General features: G+C 61.3%; 12 protein-coding genes. 4 read left to right on the plus strand and 8 right to left on the minus strand.

The annotated features are described in order from the left end of the window. Positions 1–3: 3 nt before the first annotated feature. From KZO83_RS08020 to KZO83_RS08040, 5 genes are all read right to left on the minus strand, one after another. Positions 4–735 (minus strand): ABC transporter permease, encoded by a 732-nt coding sequence (locus KZO83_RS08020; RefSeq protein ID WP_097022028.1) that lies wholly within the window; start codon positions 733–735, stop codon positions 4–6. Next, complete coding sequence (locus KZO83_RS08025; protein WP_247620412.1) at positions 723–1439, minus strand: ABC transporter permease; 717 nt, start codon at positions 1437–1439, stop codon at positions 723–725. Before KZO83_RS08025 ends, KZO83_RS08020 begins: the two co-directional genes overlap by 13 nt. Before the next feature lie 21 nt (positions 1440–1460). Then, a complete protein-coding gene (locus tag KZO83_RS08030) occupies positions 1461–2231 on the minus strand; it encodes an ABC transporter ATP-binding protein (protein ID WP_247620413.1) in 771 nt (256 codons plus the stop codon). Positions 2232–2515: 284 nt separating this feature from the next. Then, a complete protein-coding gene (locus KZO83_RS08035) occupies positions 2516–3508 on the minus strand; it encodes a succinylglutamate desuccinylase (protein WP_247620414.1) in 993 nt (330 codons plus the stop codon). Positions 3509–3510: 2 nt separating this feature from the next. Then, entirely contained in the window at positions 3511–4332 is an 822-nt protein-coding gene (locus tag KZO83_RS08040) for a DUF1338 domain-containing protein (RefSeq protein WP_247620415.1), read from the minus strand. Positions 4333–4690: 358 nt separating this feature from the next. On the opposite strand from KZO83_RS08040, the gene KZO83_RS08045 reads away from it, so the two are divergent. Continuing rightward, positions 4691–6001, plus strand: coding sequence for a carbohydrate porin (locus KZO83_RS08045; protein ID WP_247620416.1), 1311 nt, complete (start codon positions 4691–4693; stop codon positions 5999–6001). 111 nt (positions 6002–6112) lie between these two features. On the opposite strand, the gene KZO83_RS08050 is transcribed toward KZO83_RS08045, so the two are convergent. After that, positions 6113–7144 carry an SMP-30/gluconolactonase/LRE family protein gene (locus KZO83_RS08050; RefSeq protein ID WP_040242852.1) on the minus strand — a complete coding sequence of 344 codons (1032 nt, stop codon included), beginning with the start codon at positions 7142–7144 and terminating at the stop codon, positions 6113–6115. Between the two features lie 238 nt (positions 7145–7382). Between KZO83_RS08050 and KZO83_RS08055 the strand changes: the two genes are divergently transcribed. Continuing rightward, the gene (locus tag KZO83_RS08055) at positions 7383–9017 is read left to right on the plus strand and encodes a methyl-accepting chemotaxis protein (protein ID WP_247620417.1); all 1635 of its coding nucleotides are present in this window, start codon (positions 7383–7385) and stop codon (positions 9015–9017) included. A gap of 110 nt (positions 9018–9127) precedes the next feature. Here the strand turns inward: KZO83_RS08055 and KZO83_RS08060 are convergent, their stop codons facing one another. Next, positions 9128–9565, minus strand: a complete 438-nt coding sequence (locus tag KZO83_RS08060) for a hemerythrin domain-containing protein (protein ID WP_247620418.1) — start codon at positions 9563–9565, stop codon at positions 9128–9130. Between the two features lie 101 nt (positions 9566–9666). After that, positions 9667–10737: a tartrate dehydrogenase gene (locus tag KZO83_RS08065; protein ID WP_247620419.1), complete on the minus strand. Its 1071-nt coding sequence runs from the start codon at positions 10735–10737 to the stop codon at positions 9667–9669. Positions 10738–10862: 125 nt separating this feature from the next. Here KZO83_RS08065 and KZO83_RS08070 point away from each other — a divergent pair, with 125 nt between their 5' ends. Next, a complete protein-coding gene (locus KZO83_RS08070; protein WP_247620420.1) occupies positions 10863–11789 on the plus strand; it encodes a LysR substrate-binding domain-containing protein in 927 nt (308 codons plus the stop codon). Positions 11790–11893: 104 nt separating this feature from the next. Next, complete coding sequence (locus tag KZO83_RS08075) at positions 11894–13201, plus strand: glycosyltransferase (protein ID WP_247620421.1); 1308 nt, start codon at positions 11894–11896, stop codon at positions 13199–13201. Positions 13202–13216: the final 15 nt, after the last annotated feature.

Here is a 13216-nt window from a genome sequence, read left to right on the forward strand (position 1 = left end):
ATGTCACCCGTTGATCGGTTTGAGATGCGCCAGGAGTTTCTTTTCCAGATAGCGGAAGAGATACAGGATGGCGAAGGTCAGGCACAGGTAAATCGCCGCCACGAAGAGGAAGGCATCGAAGGGCGCGTAGAAGCGTGCATAGACGAACCGTGCGGCCCCGGTGAGGTCCATGATCGTGACCACGCTGGCGATGGCGCTGGCGTGGAGCATGAAGATCACCTCGTTGCCGTAGGCCGGCAGGGCGCGCCGGAAGGCGCTAGGCATGATGATGCGCCGCATCATCAGCGCGCGTGACATGCCGTAAGCGCGCGCCGCTTCGATCTCACCGCGCGGGGTGGCCTTGATCGCGCCGTGGAAGATCTCGGTGGTATAGGCGGCGGTGTTGAGCGTGAAGGCGATCAGCGCCGGGTAGAAGGCGTCCTTGAGGATCGCCCACAAGAAGGTGTCCTGAATGCCTTCGATGAACACCACGCCGTAGTAGATCAGGTACAGCTGGATCAACAGGGGGGTGCCACGAAACACATAGGTGTAGAGGAACACGGGCCACTTGATCCACTTGCGACGCGAGCCCCGTGCGATGGCGAGCGGTACCGCCAGCACCAAGCCGATGATCAGAGACAGAAACACCAGGCGCACGGTGCTGCCCAACCCGTCGAGGTAGTAGCCGAGCGTATTGGCCGTGAAGATGGCATTGCCCGAGAGTAGTTCGGTGAACCAGGCGTTTAGTTGTTCCATTCGTCCGCCTCCCCGAAACCGACGTTATAGTGTTTTTGCAGCCGCGCGACGATCCACTCCGAAACGCTGGCGATCAGTAGATACACCACGGCGACCGGGATCATGAACAAAAACGGCTCGTGCGTGGCTTTGGTCGCCTCGGCGGCGATACGCACCATGTCGGAAAGTCCGATCACCGAGACCAGCGCGGTGGTCTTGAGCAGTACCATCCAGTTATTGCCCAGCCCGGGAAGGGCGTGACGCATCATCTGCGGAAATTGAATGCGCCGGAAAATGAGCCGGTTGGACATCCCGTAGGCGCGTCCGGCCTCGAGCTGGCCGCTGTCGACGGCCAGGAAGGCGCCGCGAAACGTCTCGCCCATATAGGCGCCGAAGATGAAACCGATGGTCACCACGCCAGCGATGAACTCGTTGATGTTGATGAAGATATCCACATCGAATTCGTAGTAGAGCCAGTCGGTGATCATGTTGACGCCTATCTGGCCGCCGAAGAACAGCAGCATCATCAAGACGAGATCGGGCACCCCGCGAATGAGTGTGGTGTAGAGCGTGGCGATGCGGTGGAACAACCAGTGGCGTGACAGCTTGGCGCTGGCGGTGAGCAGGCCGAGGATCAAAGCCAGCAACAACGACAGCACAGCCACTTCCAAGGTGACCAGGGCGCCTTCGAGAAGCCGGGGGCCGTAGCCCTGCAGGTCGATCATGCGATTTTCTCCCGTCGGGCGTCAGTGCTTCGGAGCCAGGAACTGCTTGAGGCGGTCCGACTGCGGGTTGTCGAGGACCTCTTTCGGCGGACCGATTTCCTCGACCATGCCCTGATGCAGGTAGATCACTTGCGAGGAGACATCACGGGCGAAGCTCATCTCGTGGGTCACCACGATCATGGTGCGTCCCTCTTCAGCGAGGTCGCGCATGACCTTGAGCACATCGCCGACGAGTTCGGGGTCGAGCGCCGAGGTCGGCTCGTCGAACAGCATCACTTCAGGGTCCATGGCCAAGGCACGGGCGATGGCACCGCGTTGCTGTTGGCCACCGGACATTTGCGCCGGATAGTAGTCGGCGTGATCGAGCAGCCCCACACGGTCAAGCAGTTCGCGGGCGTGTGCGATGGCTTCGCGCTTCGGCTTGCCGAGCACGTGGATCGGCGCTTCGATGACGTTTTCCAGCAGTGTCATGTGGGCCCAGAGATTGAAGCTCTGAAAGACCATCGAAAGCTTGGCGCGGATGCGCTCGACCTGTTTCCAGTCGGCGGGCTCGCGGCCACGACGCGTGGTTTTGAAGGCGATGTTCTCGCCATGCACGATCAACTCGCCTTCATTGGGTTGTTCGAGAAGATTCATGCAACGCAGAAAGGTGCTCTTGCCGGAACCGGAGGCGCCGATCAGCGTGATCACGTCGCCTTTGTGGGCGGTGAGGGAGAGCCCCTTGAGGACTTCGTTGTCACCGAAGCGCTTGGTGATGTCTCGCACTTCGAGGGGAATGGGCGTATCAGCCATGAAAAGCTCCAAACGTGGCGGTAAGTCACGGTCGGCACACCGGGTGGCGATGAAGAAGCCAAAGAGCGTGGTGTGACAACCTTGGGGCAGCTAGCGCAAAAAGGGAGCGATTCTAGCAGGCCGCGGGCGACCGAGCAGACTCGATTTGGCGGCCGATGATACGACGTTTGTCGTATGGATGCGTCGTCTTGTGCATGAAAATCGTCCTGTCGTTGTTGTCATTGTGCTACATCCTCCCGCCCACGTAGCGCACGGTGGCGGGAACGGGGTTGGGAAGCGTCATGTCATGTCGGCGGTGGGCACGCGCGCACCAGTAGCGCCGCGCGTGCGCCGAGTTCCACCTGGGCATTGGGGAACACCACCGCCACCGGTGCCTCTTCGACGATGGTGTCGCCAGCCTGACCATCATGCGCGAGCTGGGTGCCCACGGCGAATTCGGTGAAGTTAGGCGTTTCCTCAGAGAAGCACAGCGAGAAGTCCTGCGACTGGCGCATCAGTTCGCTGACGACGCGGAAGAAACGCACCTCTTCGAGATTTCCCGATGGCATCTGACGGCCCTCGAGCAATGCCTCGAGCAGTGTGAGCATTCCCGCCAGCGCGTCGAGGTCGTTCTCGCCGAAGGGGCGCACCTTGCCGAGTTCCAGCGTGAACGCCTGCGCGGCGTGATAATGCTTGGAATAATGCGAGAAGGTCCAGCTATGGCGATGCTGATGCAAGGCCGCCTGCATACCGGCGGCGGCCAGTCCATGCCATTGCGCGGGGTCGGTCTCGGCGTCGGCGAAGGGCTCGACGGCGAAGCGCGGATAGCGGCTGTCGCGAATCGCGGTGTGCATGTCGTAATGCACGCGCGGCAAGGTATGGCGCGCGAAGAAGGCATCGACGACGGCCATCAGCTCGCGAGCGCGGTCGGGCTCGTCACCTTCCAGGTCCAGGCCTCGCTGAAAAAGGCGATTGAGGTTGGTGGTGCAAAAGCGCACGCCCTGTCGAATCGCCTCGAGATTGCCAAGAATCACCAGTACCGGCGCGCCTAGTCTGAGCTGGCCGGCCTCGAGGCGCGCCAGCCATGCGCCGACGAGCTCGATGGGGGCGGTCTCGTTGCCGTGGATGCCCGCCGAGACGACGCATGCCTGCGCCTCGGGGGCGAGTTCATCGGGGAGTAGTTCGAGTACGCCGGGCGCATGCAGGCGATAGCGCCCGCCGGGCACCTTGCCACTGCGTCCTTCGTGCGGCTCGACGGGATCAGCGTCGAGACTCGAAGCGAGCCAGTCGTCGAGCATGTTCAACGCCCCGCGGAGCGCTCGCCGCGCACATCGGTGGATTCGAAGATCTTGTCCGCGCTGGCGGCGACGAAGCCTTGATAAAGCTGGCCGTCATCGTCGTGATAGCGCTTGGCGAATTCGTAGTAGCAGGTCGGGATTTCTTCCGTCTGACCGCCGGCGAAGGTGAACGGCTGGCGGTCGGCCAGCGTCGAGCCCTGCTCGAGCAGGACCTCGGGCGAGCCCTTGATGCGGCCGCCCGAGTCATTGATGCCGATGCCCAGGTCCTCGACTTTCGCGAGCACCTTTTCCAGCGTGTCGTACTGCGTGAAGCGATTGACGCTGATGGTGAAGTGGTTGGCACGTAGGCCAATGATCGATAGCCAGGCGGCGTATTCGCTTTCCGCCATCAACTGCTGGTAGGTCTCGAAGCTCGGGGCTTCCCATAACCGGCCGGCCCAGAGTACCTCGGGCGATGTGACTTGCTGTGGGTCGATCTGCGCGATCAGCGCATCGATGCTGGCCTGTGCTTGGGCAGAAAGCTCGTCGCACTTGAGCTCGGAGAGGAATACGCGTGGCTGGTCGTCGCTGGGCGGCAGGTAACCGAAGGCGCGCAGCTTCTTGGCCTCGAACTCGTAGGGCGCAAAGCGGGTGTAGCCCATCGCCAGTAGATGCGGTTCGAGTGCTTCCAGGCGAATGGGCCCTCGGTCGAAGGTACGAAACGCGACGTGGTCGTTGATGATCGTTTCGCCGTCGGCCAGAAAAGCATCGTGAATGTGCTGCGCCTGGGGCGTCATGGCGACGTAGTCATCCCATAACTGGGCGAAGAACTCTTGGTTGGTCATGTCGTGCGCCTGCTCTTCTGTTGTTGTGCGGTACGCGTTATTGCGAGGCCCGTCCCATTTTAGCTTTGTGCCGTTGCGAGAGCCGTACGCGGGCGAAGCGTGGCTTCAAGCATCGCTAATACGGCATTAGCACCGTCGATACCCCTACAGTACGAACCGGGCGCACCATCACAAGAGGGGAGGTCGGCGTAATGAAAATGCCCGGTCTCAAGATGAAAACCGTGTCGCTGAAGATGAGCGACGACGTCTGAGAGCAAGAGAGGGCTGTGAGGACAAGGGAGGCTTTCATGATGCCGTATTCGAGCATATTATTAACGTGCTATTTATAACACGCTAACTAAAAGAGGATGGAAACATCATGACCTCGCGCACGTTCGGCAGACTTCGCGCAGGTGGCGCGCCACTCGTCATCATCGGCAGCTTCCTGATCGCCGGTACAGCCCACGCCTATTCGGCCTTCGCGCCGGATTCCCCTTATATGTTCGGTGATTGGGGCGGAGAGCGCACGGCGCTGGAAGACGCCGGCGTTGCTTTCAGTTTCGACTACGTCGGCGAGGCCGCCACCATTCTCGACGGAGGCTACCGCGATAGCCACGTGACCAAATACGCCGATCAGTTCGCCGTCGGTGCTAATGTCGACCTCGACAAGCTGGCCGGTATTCCCGACGCGGAGTTCCAGATAACGATGGTCAACCGCAATGGCCATACGGCCAACGACCGGCTCAGCGACCCGGACGCGACGGTCGGTGGCTCCAACGTGCAGGAAGTGCAGGGGCGCGGGCCGGTCACGCGACTGACGCAGTTCTGGTATCGCCAGCGGTTCTTCGACGACGCCTTGGCTATCAAACTGGGGCGGATTCCCTTCGGCGATGATTTCGCCACCATCGACAGCAACTTCCAGAACCTGGCGTTCGGCGGGGCGCAGCCGGGCAACTGGGGCAACAATATCTATAACTGGCCGATCTCGCAGTGGGCGGCGGTGATCCGTACGAACGTCGCGTCCGATTGGTATGCCCAGTTGGGGGCCTTCAATATCAATGATAGCAATCTGGAGAACGACAACGGCTTCGATCTGCGCACCAGTGGCGCCGAAGGCACGCTTTTCCCGGTGGAGCTCGGGTATACCCCGACGTTGAATGGCATGGAAGGCGCCTACAAGCTCGGCTTCTACACACAGAATGTCGAGAATCGCGCCTATGGCGATGGCCCGGCAACGGAGACCAGCGATACCAATACCGGGCTCTACTACGTGGTGCAGCAGCAGGTGACGACGCGCGGCGGCAATCCCGATCGCGGGTTGACGCTATTCAGCATGGGCAATGCCAACCACGGCGATACGGCGGGTATCGATCGTTACGTTTCGATTGGTGCGACCTACAAGGGGCCGTTCGATGCTCGCCCGCAGGATGACGCCGGCATCGGGTTGGCTTATCTCCACGTCAATGACGACGTCAACGACTACGTTGATTACTACAACGCCACACCAGCGGGTTTATCCTCGCCACTGCCGCGCCAGGGCCACGAGTACGATGCCGAGATTTATTACAGCTTCAACCTGACCCACTACTTGGCGTTGCGCCCCAACCTGCAGTACGTGGTCAACCCGTCGGCGGTGGATTCAGTCGACAACGCCTGGGTCGCCGGCACCACGATCCAGGCGAGCTTCTGAGTCTCGCAGCGTGCCTCGGTACTCACGTTAGGCCATCACGGGTTGCCGGACAGCACGAAACGCCCGGTTTCATGAAAACCGGGCGGATGTCGAATGCACGAGAGACGCTGCTCAGGCGCCCCTGGCACCGGTATAGAGCGTGTAGATCGACTGGCTGGCCGTCATCAGCAAGCGGTTGCGGTCTTCGCCCACGAAGCAGAGGTTGGCGCAGACTTCGGGTAACAGAATACGCGCCAAGCGCTCGCCGTCGGGGGTGAATACCGAGACTCCGTCCTTGCCTTCCCCGCCTGACACGCCGGCCCAGATATTGCCGTCCTGATCCAGCGTGATGCCGTCGTAGCCTTCGTCCTTGCTCGAGATCACCGTCTCACGTTCGCCTTGCGCGGTGCCGTCCTCTGCCAGGCGCCAGCGCGAGATGGTGGCCGGCTGGTCAGGATAGTGGGACGGCGCGGTGTCGCTGGCGTAGAGCGTGCGTTTGTCGGCGGAGAGCGCAATGCCGTTAGGCTTGTAGAGCGCATCGGAAAATAAGCGTGGTTCGTCGAGGTCGTCGTCGATGTAGTAGATCGCTGGATCGAGCTCGAGCTCACGCTTATGGCCTTCATAGTCCACGTGTGCGCCGTAGCCGGGGTCGGTGAACAAGATACCCCCGTTGTCGAGAGCCACCAGATCGTTGGGCGCATTGAGGCGCTTGCCCTGGAACTGGTCGGCCAGGGTCGTGACGCTGCCATCCCATTCATAGCGGACCACGCGCGCGGGTGAGTGCTCACATGCTACCAGGCGCCCCCAACGGTCGAAGGTATTGCCGTTGGAATGACCGACGCCTTCGCGCAGCACGCTGACTTCTCCCGTGGCTTCATCCCAGCGCATCTGCCGGGCGCGAGGGATGTCGCTGAACACGGCGTAGCGGCCCACGGCGTTCCAGGCCGGGCCTTCGAGCCAAAGTCCCCCGGTCCATTGTCGTTCCAGCGGCGTGTTGAAGACGTAATAAGGCTTGAAACGATCATCGAGCACTTCCCAGGTCTCGTCCGGATAACGCTGCGGTGTGCTGGCTCCTTTGGTTTGTGCCAATAGCGTTGGCGCGAAGCTGGCCGTGGCGGCCAGGGCGCTGGAGGTGGCGAGGAATTGGCGACGTCCCATCTGCATGGCGTGAAGATCCTTTGCATTCGTTGAGTTTGATGTGTGACGGGTCCCTGTCTTTTGAATGTAGAACTAATATGCACGTATGTTGAACCTATTCGACCAATGGGTGAGACATGGCCAGCTCGGCACTCGGGACGAAGTGGGCCCTCACCATGCATCGTGTCTATCAAGAATTCCCGTGTCCGGCCGATAACCCCTTCGTCATCGATTGTGAAGACGCAATAAGGGTCAAGGGGGGTTAATGGCTAATTCGAACGTGGTCGCTCACGCGGGTGAACCGACGGCGCCGGTGGTTTCGCACGGTTCGCATGCGGAGACGACACGTACGCAGTGGACACTCAAGCGCAAGTTGTGGCTGACGCTAGCACTGATGTGGCTGGTGATGATCGCCATCGTGGTCAGCATGGCGTGGCAGAGCAGAAATACGATGTTCGACGAGCGTAAGGCGGCGCTTTCCAACACCATCGGCATGGTGCATACCTTGCTGGATGGCTACGCAGATCGGGTTGCGGCGGGCGAGTTGAGTGAAGAAGAGGCCAAGGCGCGGGCCACCGAGGATCTCGACGCGATGCGCTTCGGCGCCGATCGCGACAATTATGTCTTCGTCTTCGATGCCGACGCGAAACTCGTCTATCACCCGCGCCGTGACGCGGGCTCGGACATGTCGGACTACGAGGATCCCAACGGCGTCGCGGTGTATCGTGATCTGGCGTCGCTTGGCGAAGAGGGCAGCGGCTATCTGCCGTATTCCTCGCGTGATGCTAGCAGTGATGCGCTGTTTCCCAAGCTCAGCTACGTCGAACGTTTCAAACCCTGGGGCTGGAACATGGCGGCGGGTGTCTACACCAACGACATTCAGTCGGCCTTCATCGACAAGTTGTGGCAGTACGCGCTGGTCTTGCTGGTGGCGGGTGGTCTCCTGACCGCGGCCTTCCTGTTGGTGATCCGCAACGTTTATCGCAGCCTGGGGGGCGAGCCGGATGAAGCCGCCCGCGTCGTGGGGCGTATCGCCGAAGGCGATCTGACCACGCCCACCGCATTGCGCGACGGCGATACGCACAGCCTGATGTATGCCATCGAGCGCATGCGCCTCGAGTTGAGCAAGACGATCGCGCGTATCCGTGAATCCGGGGAAGCCATCGACCAAGGCGCGCGCGAGATCGCCACGGGTAACAACGATCTTTCTGCGCGGACCGAGGAGCAGGCGGCCTCGCTGGCACAAACCGCGTCGAGCATGGAAGAGTTGACGGCGACCGTGCGGCAGAACGCGGAAAACGCTGACCAGGCCAATAAGGTGTCGGATGCCACGACGGCGTCGGTGGCGCATGGCCAGGAGGTGATTTCCCAGGTGGTGAGCACCATGGGCGAGATCCGCAGCAGTTCCAGCAAGGTGGCCGATATCATCTCGATGATCGATGACATCGCCTTCCAGACCAATCTGCTGGCGCTCAATGCCTCGGTGGAAGCGGCGCGTGCCGGCGAGCAGGGTCGTGGCTTCGCGGTAGTCGCCAGCGAAGTGCGCAACCTGGCCAGCCGCAGCGCGGATGCTGCGCGCGATATCAAGTCATTGATCGAAGGCTCGGTGAGCCACGTCAATGCTGGTGCCGAGCTCGTCGACCAGGCCGATAGCGCGATGGGCGAGATCCGCGACGGCGCTCAGCGTGTCAGCGACTTGATGGCCGAAATCTCCGCTGCTTCGCAAGAGCAGTCCTCGGGGATCGAGCAGGTCAATCAGGCCGTGACGCAGATGGATCAGGTCACGCAGCAAAATGCGGCGCTGGTACAGCAGGCCGCGGGTGCTGCCGGTTCGCTCGAAACGCAAGCAGGCGATCTTTATCAGGCCGTGGTGCGCTTCCGCGTAGCATCGGACCGCTGATACCGATCTTGTAACGTTCGCCTTGCGACCTGCGATGGCGAAAGACACGAACACCCGGCGAGGATATCTCGCCGGGTGTTCGTGTTATGGCGTGGCGTTCAGTCTTTCTCTCAAGATGCCAGGCGTTGCATCTCTTGCTGGTAGGTGTCGGCCAGCGACTGCTTGGTCGCATCGTCGAAGACGCGACCGGCCAGTTGGAAGACTTCCTGCTCTTCCTCGTCGAGATGATGCGTGACCATTTCCTGCAGTTGGCGTGCCGTGGCTAGCCAGGCCGGTGAGCTGTAATCGGTCTGTTGCAGGGTCTCGATCAGTTCGTCGATCTCATGATGCTCGGCCACGCTGTGGCGGGCTTTTTCCTGCGTCATGTCGTGCTCCATCATGGGGATGTAGAGCGCGCGCTCTTCCGCTCCCGCATGATGTTCCAGCTCGGCGCGTATGCGGTTGAATAATTCGTCGCGGCCCTCGCTATCGCCGTGCGTCTTGACCAGCAGGTCGAGCAAGGTGCGCTGCCTGTCGTGACTTTCACGCAGTGCTTCGAATATCGTCATGGTCCTCTCCCTGGAGCGATTACGGTCTGGGCCGTGGCTTGTCGTGCCACGTGCCCATCTACCTTAGGCGACTCGCGAGGCTTGTGCGACCCACGCGCCTCTTAGATCGCCTCGATGATCGCCTGTGCCAGATCCCGAGTCGTGCCTTGGCCCTTGAGGTCGGGCGTCAGCACGTTGGGGTCGGCCTTGGCGAGGACCGCTTCGATGGCATCGAGCATGGCCTTGCCGGCCTCTTCATGACCCAAGTGATCGAGCATCATGGCACCGCACCAGATCTGACCGATGGGGTTGGCGATGCCTTGACCGGCGATATCCGGCGCGCTGCCGTGGACGGGTTCGAAGAGGCTGGGAAAGGCGCCTTCGGGGTTGATGTTGGCCGAGGGCGCGACGCCGATGGTGCCGGTGCATGCTGGGCCCAGATCGGAGAGGATGTCGCCGAACAGGTTGCTGGCCACGACCACGTCGAACCAGTCGGGATGGAGCACGAAATTGGCGGTCAGGATGTCGATGTGGAACTGATCCACGTCGATCTCCGGATAGAACGCGTGCATGGCTTTCACGCGCTCGTCCCAGTAGGGCATGGTGATCGAGATGCCGTTGGATTTGGTGGCCGAGGTGAGCTTTCCGCGCGGGCGCTTTTTGGCCAGTTCGAAGGCGTATTTGAGAACGCGGTCGACGCCGGTGCGGGTCATCACGGTTTCCTGCATCACCGTTTCGCGCTCGGTGCCTTCGAAGATCTTACCGCCGATGCTCGAGTACTCGCCTTCGGTATTCTCGCGTACCACGTAGAAGTCGATGTCGCCGGGCTGGCGGTCGGCCAGCGGACTCTTGATACCGGGCATTAGTTTGCAAGGGCGCAGATTGATGTATTGGTCGAACTCACGCCGGAACTGCAGCAGCGATCCCCACAGCGAGACGTGGTCGGGCACCTTGTCGGGCAGCCCCACGGCGCCGAAGAAGATAGCGTCGAAGCGGGACAGCGTGGCTTTCCAGTCGTCTGGCAGCATCTGGCCGTGCGCGAGGTAATAGTCGCAACTGGCGAAGTCGAATTCTTCGAAGGTGAGATCGATGTCGAAGCGTTGGGCCGCGGCCTTCAGGGCGAGGACGCCTTCCGGGGTGACTTCGGTGCCAATGCCGTCACCGGGAATGACGGCGATGTTGTGCGCGTTCATGAAAGGCTCCTTCGATAATCGGGGGAACGGTACGTCTTCGGTGTTTCTCTTGAGTCTAGCGTGCGCCATCGCGATGATAATCAGGCTATAATGCAAGCCACTCTTGAATAAAAGTGGAGAATGACGTGACGCCGCTCGATGATCTGGCCTTCTTTCAACAGGTGGCGCGTTCAGGGAGCTTGACCGGTGCCTCGCGGGAGCTTGGCTTGTCGCTGTCGGCGGTGAGCAAGCGCCTCATGCAGTTGGAGGCGCGACTCGATGTGTCGCTTGCTACACGCACTACGCGGCGGCTGACCCTGACCGCCGAAGGGGAGCGTTATCTGGCGCGTGGGACGATGATCCTCGGTGACCTGGGGGATCTCGAGAACTCACTACGAGACCAGGGCGCTTCGTTGTCGGGACGGCTTCGAATCAATGCCACGTTCGGCTTCGGGCGGCGCCATGTGGCGCCACTGATCTCGCGCTTTGCCGAGCTCCATCCTCAATTGGAACTGCTGCTGGAATTGACCAGCTTCCCGCTGGGACTCGACGAGCAAGGGTTCGATATCAACATCCGCGTCGGTGAGCCGCCAGATGCGCGTTGGATCGCCAAGCGGTTGCTCACCAACCGCCGGGTACTCTGCGCAGCACCTGCTTATCTAGCCAGCGCCCCGAGGCTCGAACGGCTTGAGGATCTGGCCCACCACCGGTGCCTGGTCGTACGCGAGAACGATACCGACTATTCGCTATGGCGGTTCGAGTCCACCGATGGCACACGCACTCAGCGCGCCATACGCGTTCACGGTCGACTGGCGAGCAACGATGCCGAGGCCATGACGCGGATGGCACTCGATGGTCACGGCGTATTATTGCGCTCCTGGTGGGATGTCCATGAGTACCTGGCAAACGGCGAGCTAGTGGCCTTGTTGCCGCAGTGGCAGGGGATTCGCGCGGATTTTTACCTGCTTTACAGTGGACGTATGCGGGACAGCGTACGGATGCGCAGGTTCATCGATTTCATGATCACGGAGATGACCGGCCGTGTGCCCGAATTGCCCGGCGCATCACGTTAATGTCCCCATCGCTGGCCTTTGGTGCCATGCTATCTGCTATGATGTGCCGCCTTGCGGCGGGCCAGGTCGGCGTCGCGCTTTCGAGGTCATAGGGAGTCGAGGGATTGAATATCCTGATGTTCACCAACACCTACTGTCCGACCGTGGGTGGAGTGAGTGAATCCGTTCAGCGTCTCAAGCGGTGTCTGCAGCATGCGGGGCACAGCGTGTTGGTCGTCGCGCCCAAACTGGACGGTCAACCACGTTTCGAGCGCGATGTGGTGCGTGTGGTGGCCATGCAGCGCTTCAACGGCAGCGATTTTTCTCTTCCCGTGCCAGTGCCCGGTCAACTCTACGAGGCCATCGAGGAATTCGAGCCCGACCTGGTGCATTCCCACCATCCCTTCCTGCTCGGCGATACCGCGGCACGCGTGGCGCAGACCTATGGCCTGCCGTTGGTCTTTACCCATCACACGCTTTACGAGCACTACACGCATTACGTGCCCGGCGACTCGCCGCGCATGCAGCGTTTCGCCATCGCGCTATCCAGTGAGTACACGCGGTTATGCGATGCAGTGATCGCGCCCAGCGAGAGTATCGCTGCACTATTGGCCCAACGGGGCGTGTTGCCCGACAAAGTGCGCGTGATTCCCAGCGGCGTGGATACGCGTGCCTTTGCCCAGGGCGAAGGCGCGCGTTGGCGTCAGCGCTTCGGCATTCCCGAGGATGCGATGGTGATCGGGCATGTGGGGCGCCTGGCGATGGAGAAGAACCTCGGTTTTCTGGCCGCGGCGTTGTCACGTTTCCTGGCGCGTCATCCCAAGGCCCGGGTCTTGGTCGTCGGCGAGGGTGAAGCCCGTACGGTGATGCACGACCATGCCGCCCGCGAGGGCGTAGCGGATCGTTTCCATTACACCGGCAAGTTGCACGACCAAGCCTTGATCGATGCCTATCATGCGATGGATACCTTTGCCTTCGCCTCGCACAGTGAGACGCAGGGCATGGTCATCGCCGAGGCCATGGCGGCGGGCCTGCCGGTGGTGGCGGTCGATGCCAGTGGCGTGCGCGAAGTCCTGAGCGACGGTTTAAATGGCATCATGCTTCCCAGCGATGATGTCGAGACGTTCGCGAAAGCGCTGGAAACGCTTCAAGAACCGACCCTGCATGCCAGGTTACGCCAGGGGGCATTCGACAGCGCGCATAAGCTCGATGATCGACGCTGTGCCGAGCGCTGCTTGGGCATCTATCGTCAGGTGCTCGAGGCTGAGGCGAGCGCGGCGGAGCGTGATGATGGCGCCTGGGAGAAGGTGCGTGGGCGTCTCGAGGCCGAGTGGCGTTTGTTGCGGCATCGCGGCCGAGTGTTGCGCTCGGTGTTTCAAACCGTACCGGAACGCGACGCAGTTCAGACCAAGGAAGAAGTTCCCAGTAAGTGAGCGCTCACGGGGTGA

The organism is Chromohalobacter moromii (assembly GCF_023091865.1).
GTDB lineage: Bacteria > Pseudomonadota > Gammaproteobacteria > Pseudomonadales > Halomonadaceae > Chromohalobacter > Chromohalobacter moromii.

Coding starts and splice junctions, on each gene's coding strand:
- KZO83_RS08020 (WP_097022028.1), bottom strand. CDS start 735: ATGGAACAACTAAACGCCTGGTTCACCGAACTACTCTCGGGCAATGCC.
- KZO83_RS08025 (WP_247620412.1), bottom strand. CDS start 1,439: ATGATCGACCTGCAGGGCTACGGCCCCCGGCTTCTCGAAGGCGCCCTG.
- KZO83_RS08030 (WP_247620413.1), bottom strand. CDS start 2,231: ATGGCTGATACGCCCATTCCCCTCGAAGTGCGAGACATCACCAAGCGC.
- KZO83_RS08035 (WP_247620414.1), bottom strand. CDS start 3,508: ATGCTCGACGACTGGCTCGCTTCGAGTCTCGACGCTGATCCCGTCGAG.
- KZO83_RS08040 (WP_247620415.1), bottom strand. CDS start 4,332: ATGACCAACCAAGAGTTCTTCGCCCAGTTATGGGATGACTACGTCGCC.
- KZO83_RS08045 (WP_247620416.1), top strand. CDS start 4,691: ATGACCTCGCGCACGTTCGGCAGACTTCGCGCAGGTGGCGCGCCACTC.
- KZO83_RS08050 (WP_040242852.1), bottom strand. CDS start 7,144: ATGCAGATGGGACGTCGCCAATTCCTCGCCACCTCCAGCGCCCTGGCC.
- KZO83_RS08055 (WP_247620417.1), top strand. CDS start 7,383: ATGGCTAATTCGAACGTGGTCGCTCACGCGGGTGAACCGACGGCGCCG.
- KZO83_RS08060 (WP_247620418.1), bottom strand. CDS start 9,565: ATGACGATATTCGAAGCACTGCGTGAAAGTCACGACAGGCAGCGCACC.
- KZO83_RS08065 (WP_247620419.1), bottom strand. CDS start 10,737: ATGAACGCGCACAACATCGCCGTCATTCCCGGTGACGGCATTGGCACC.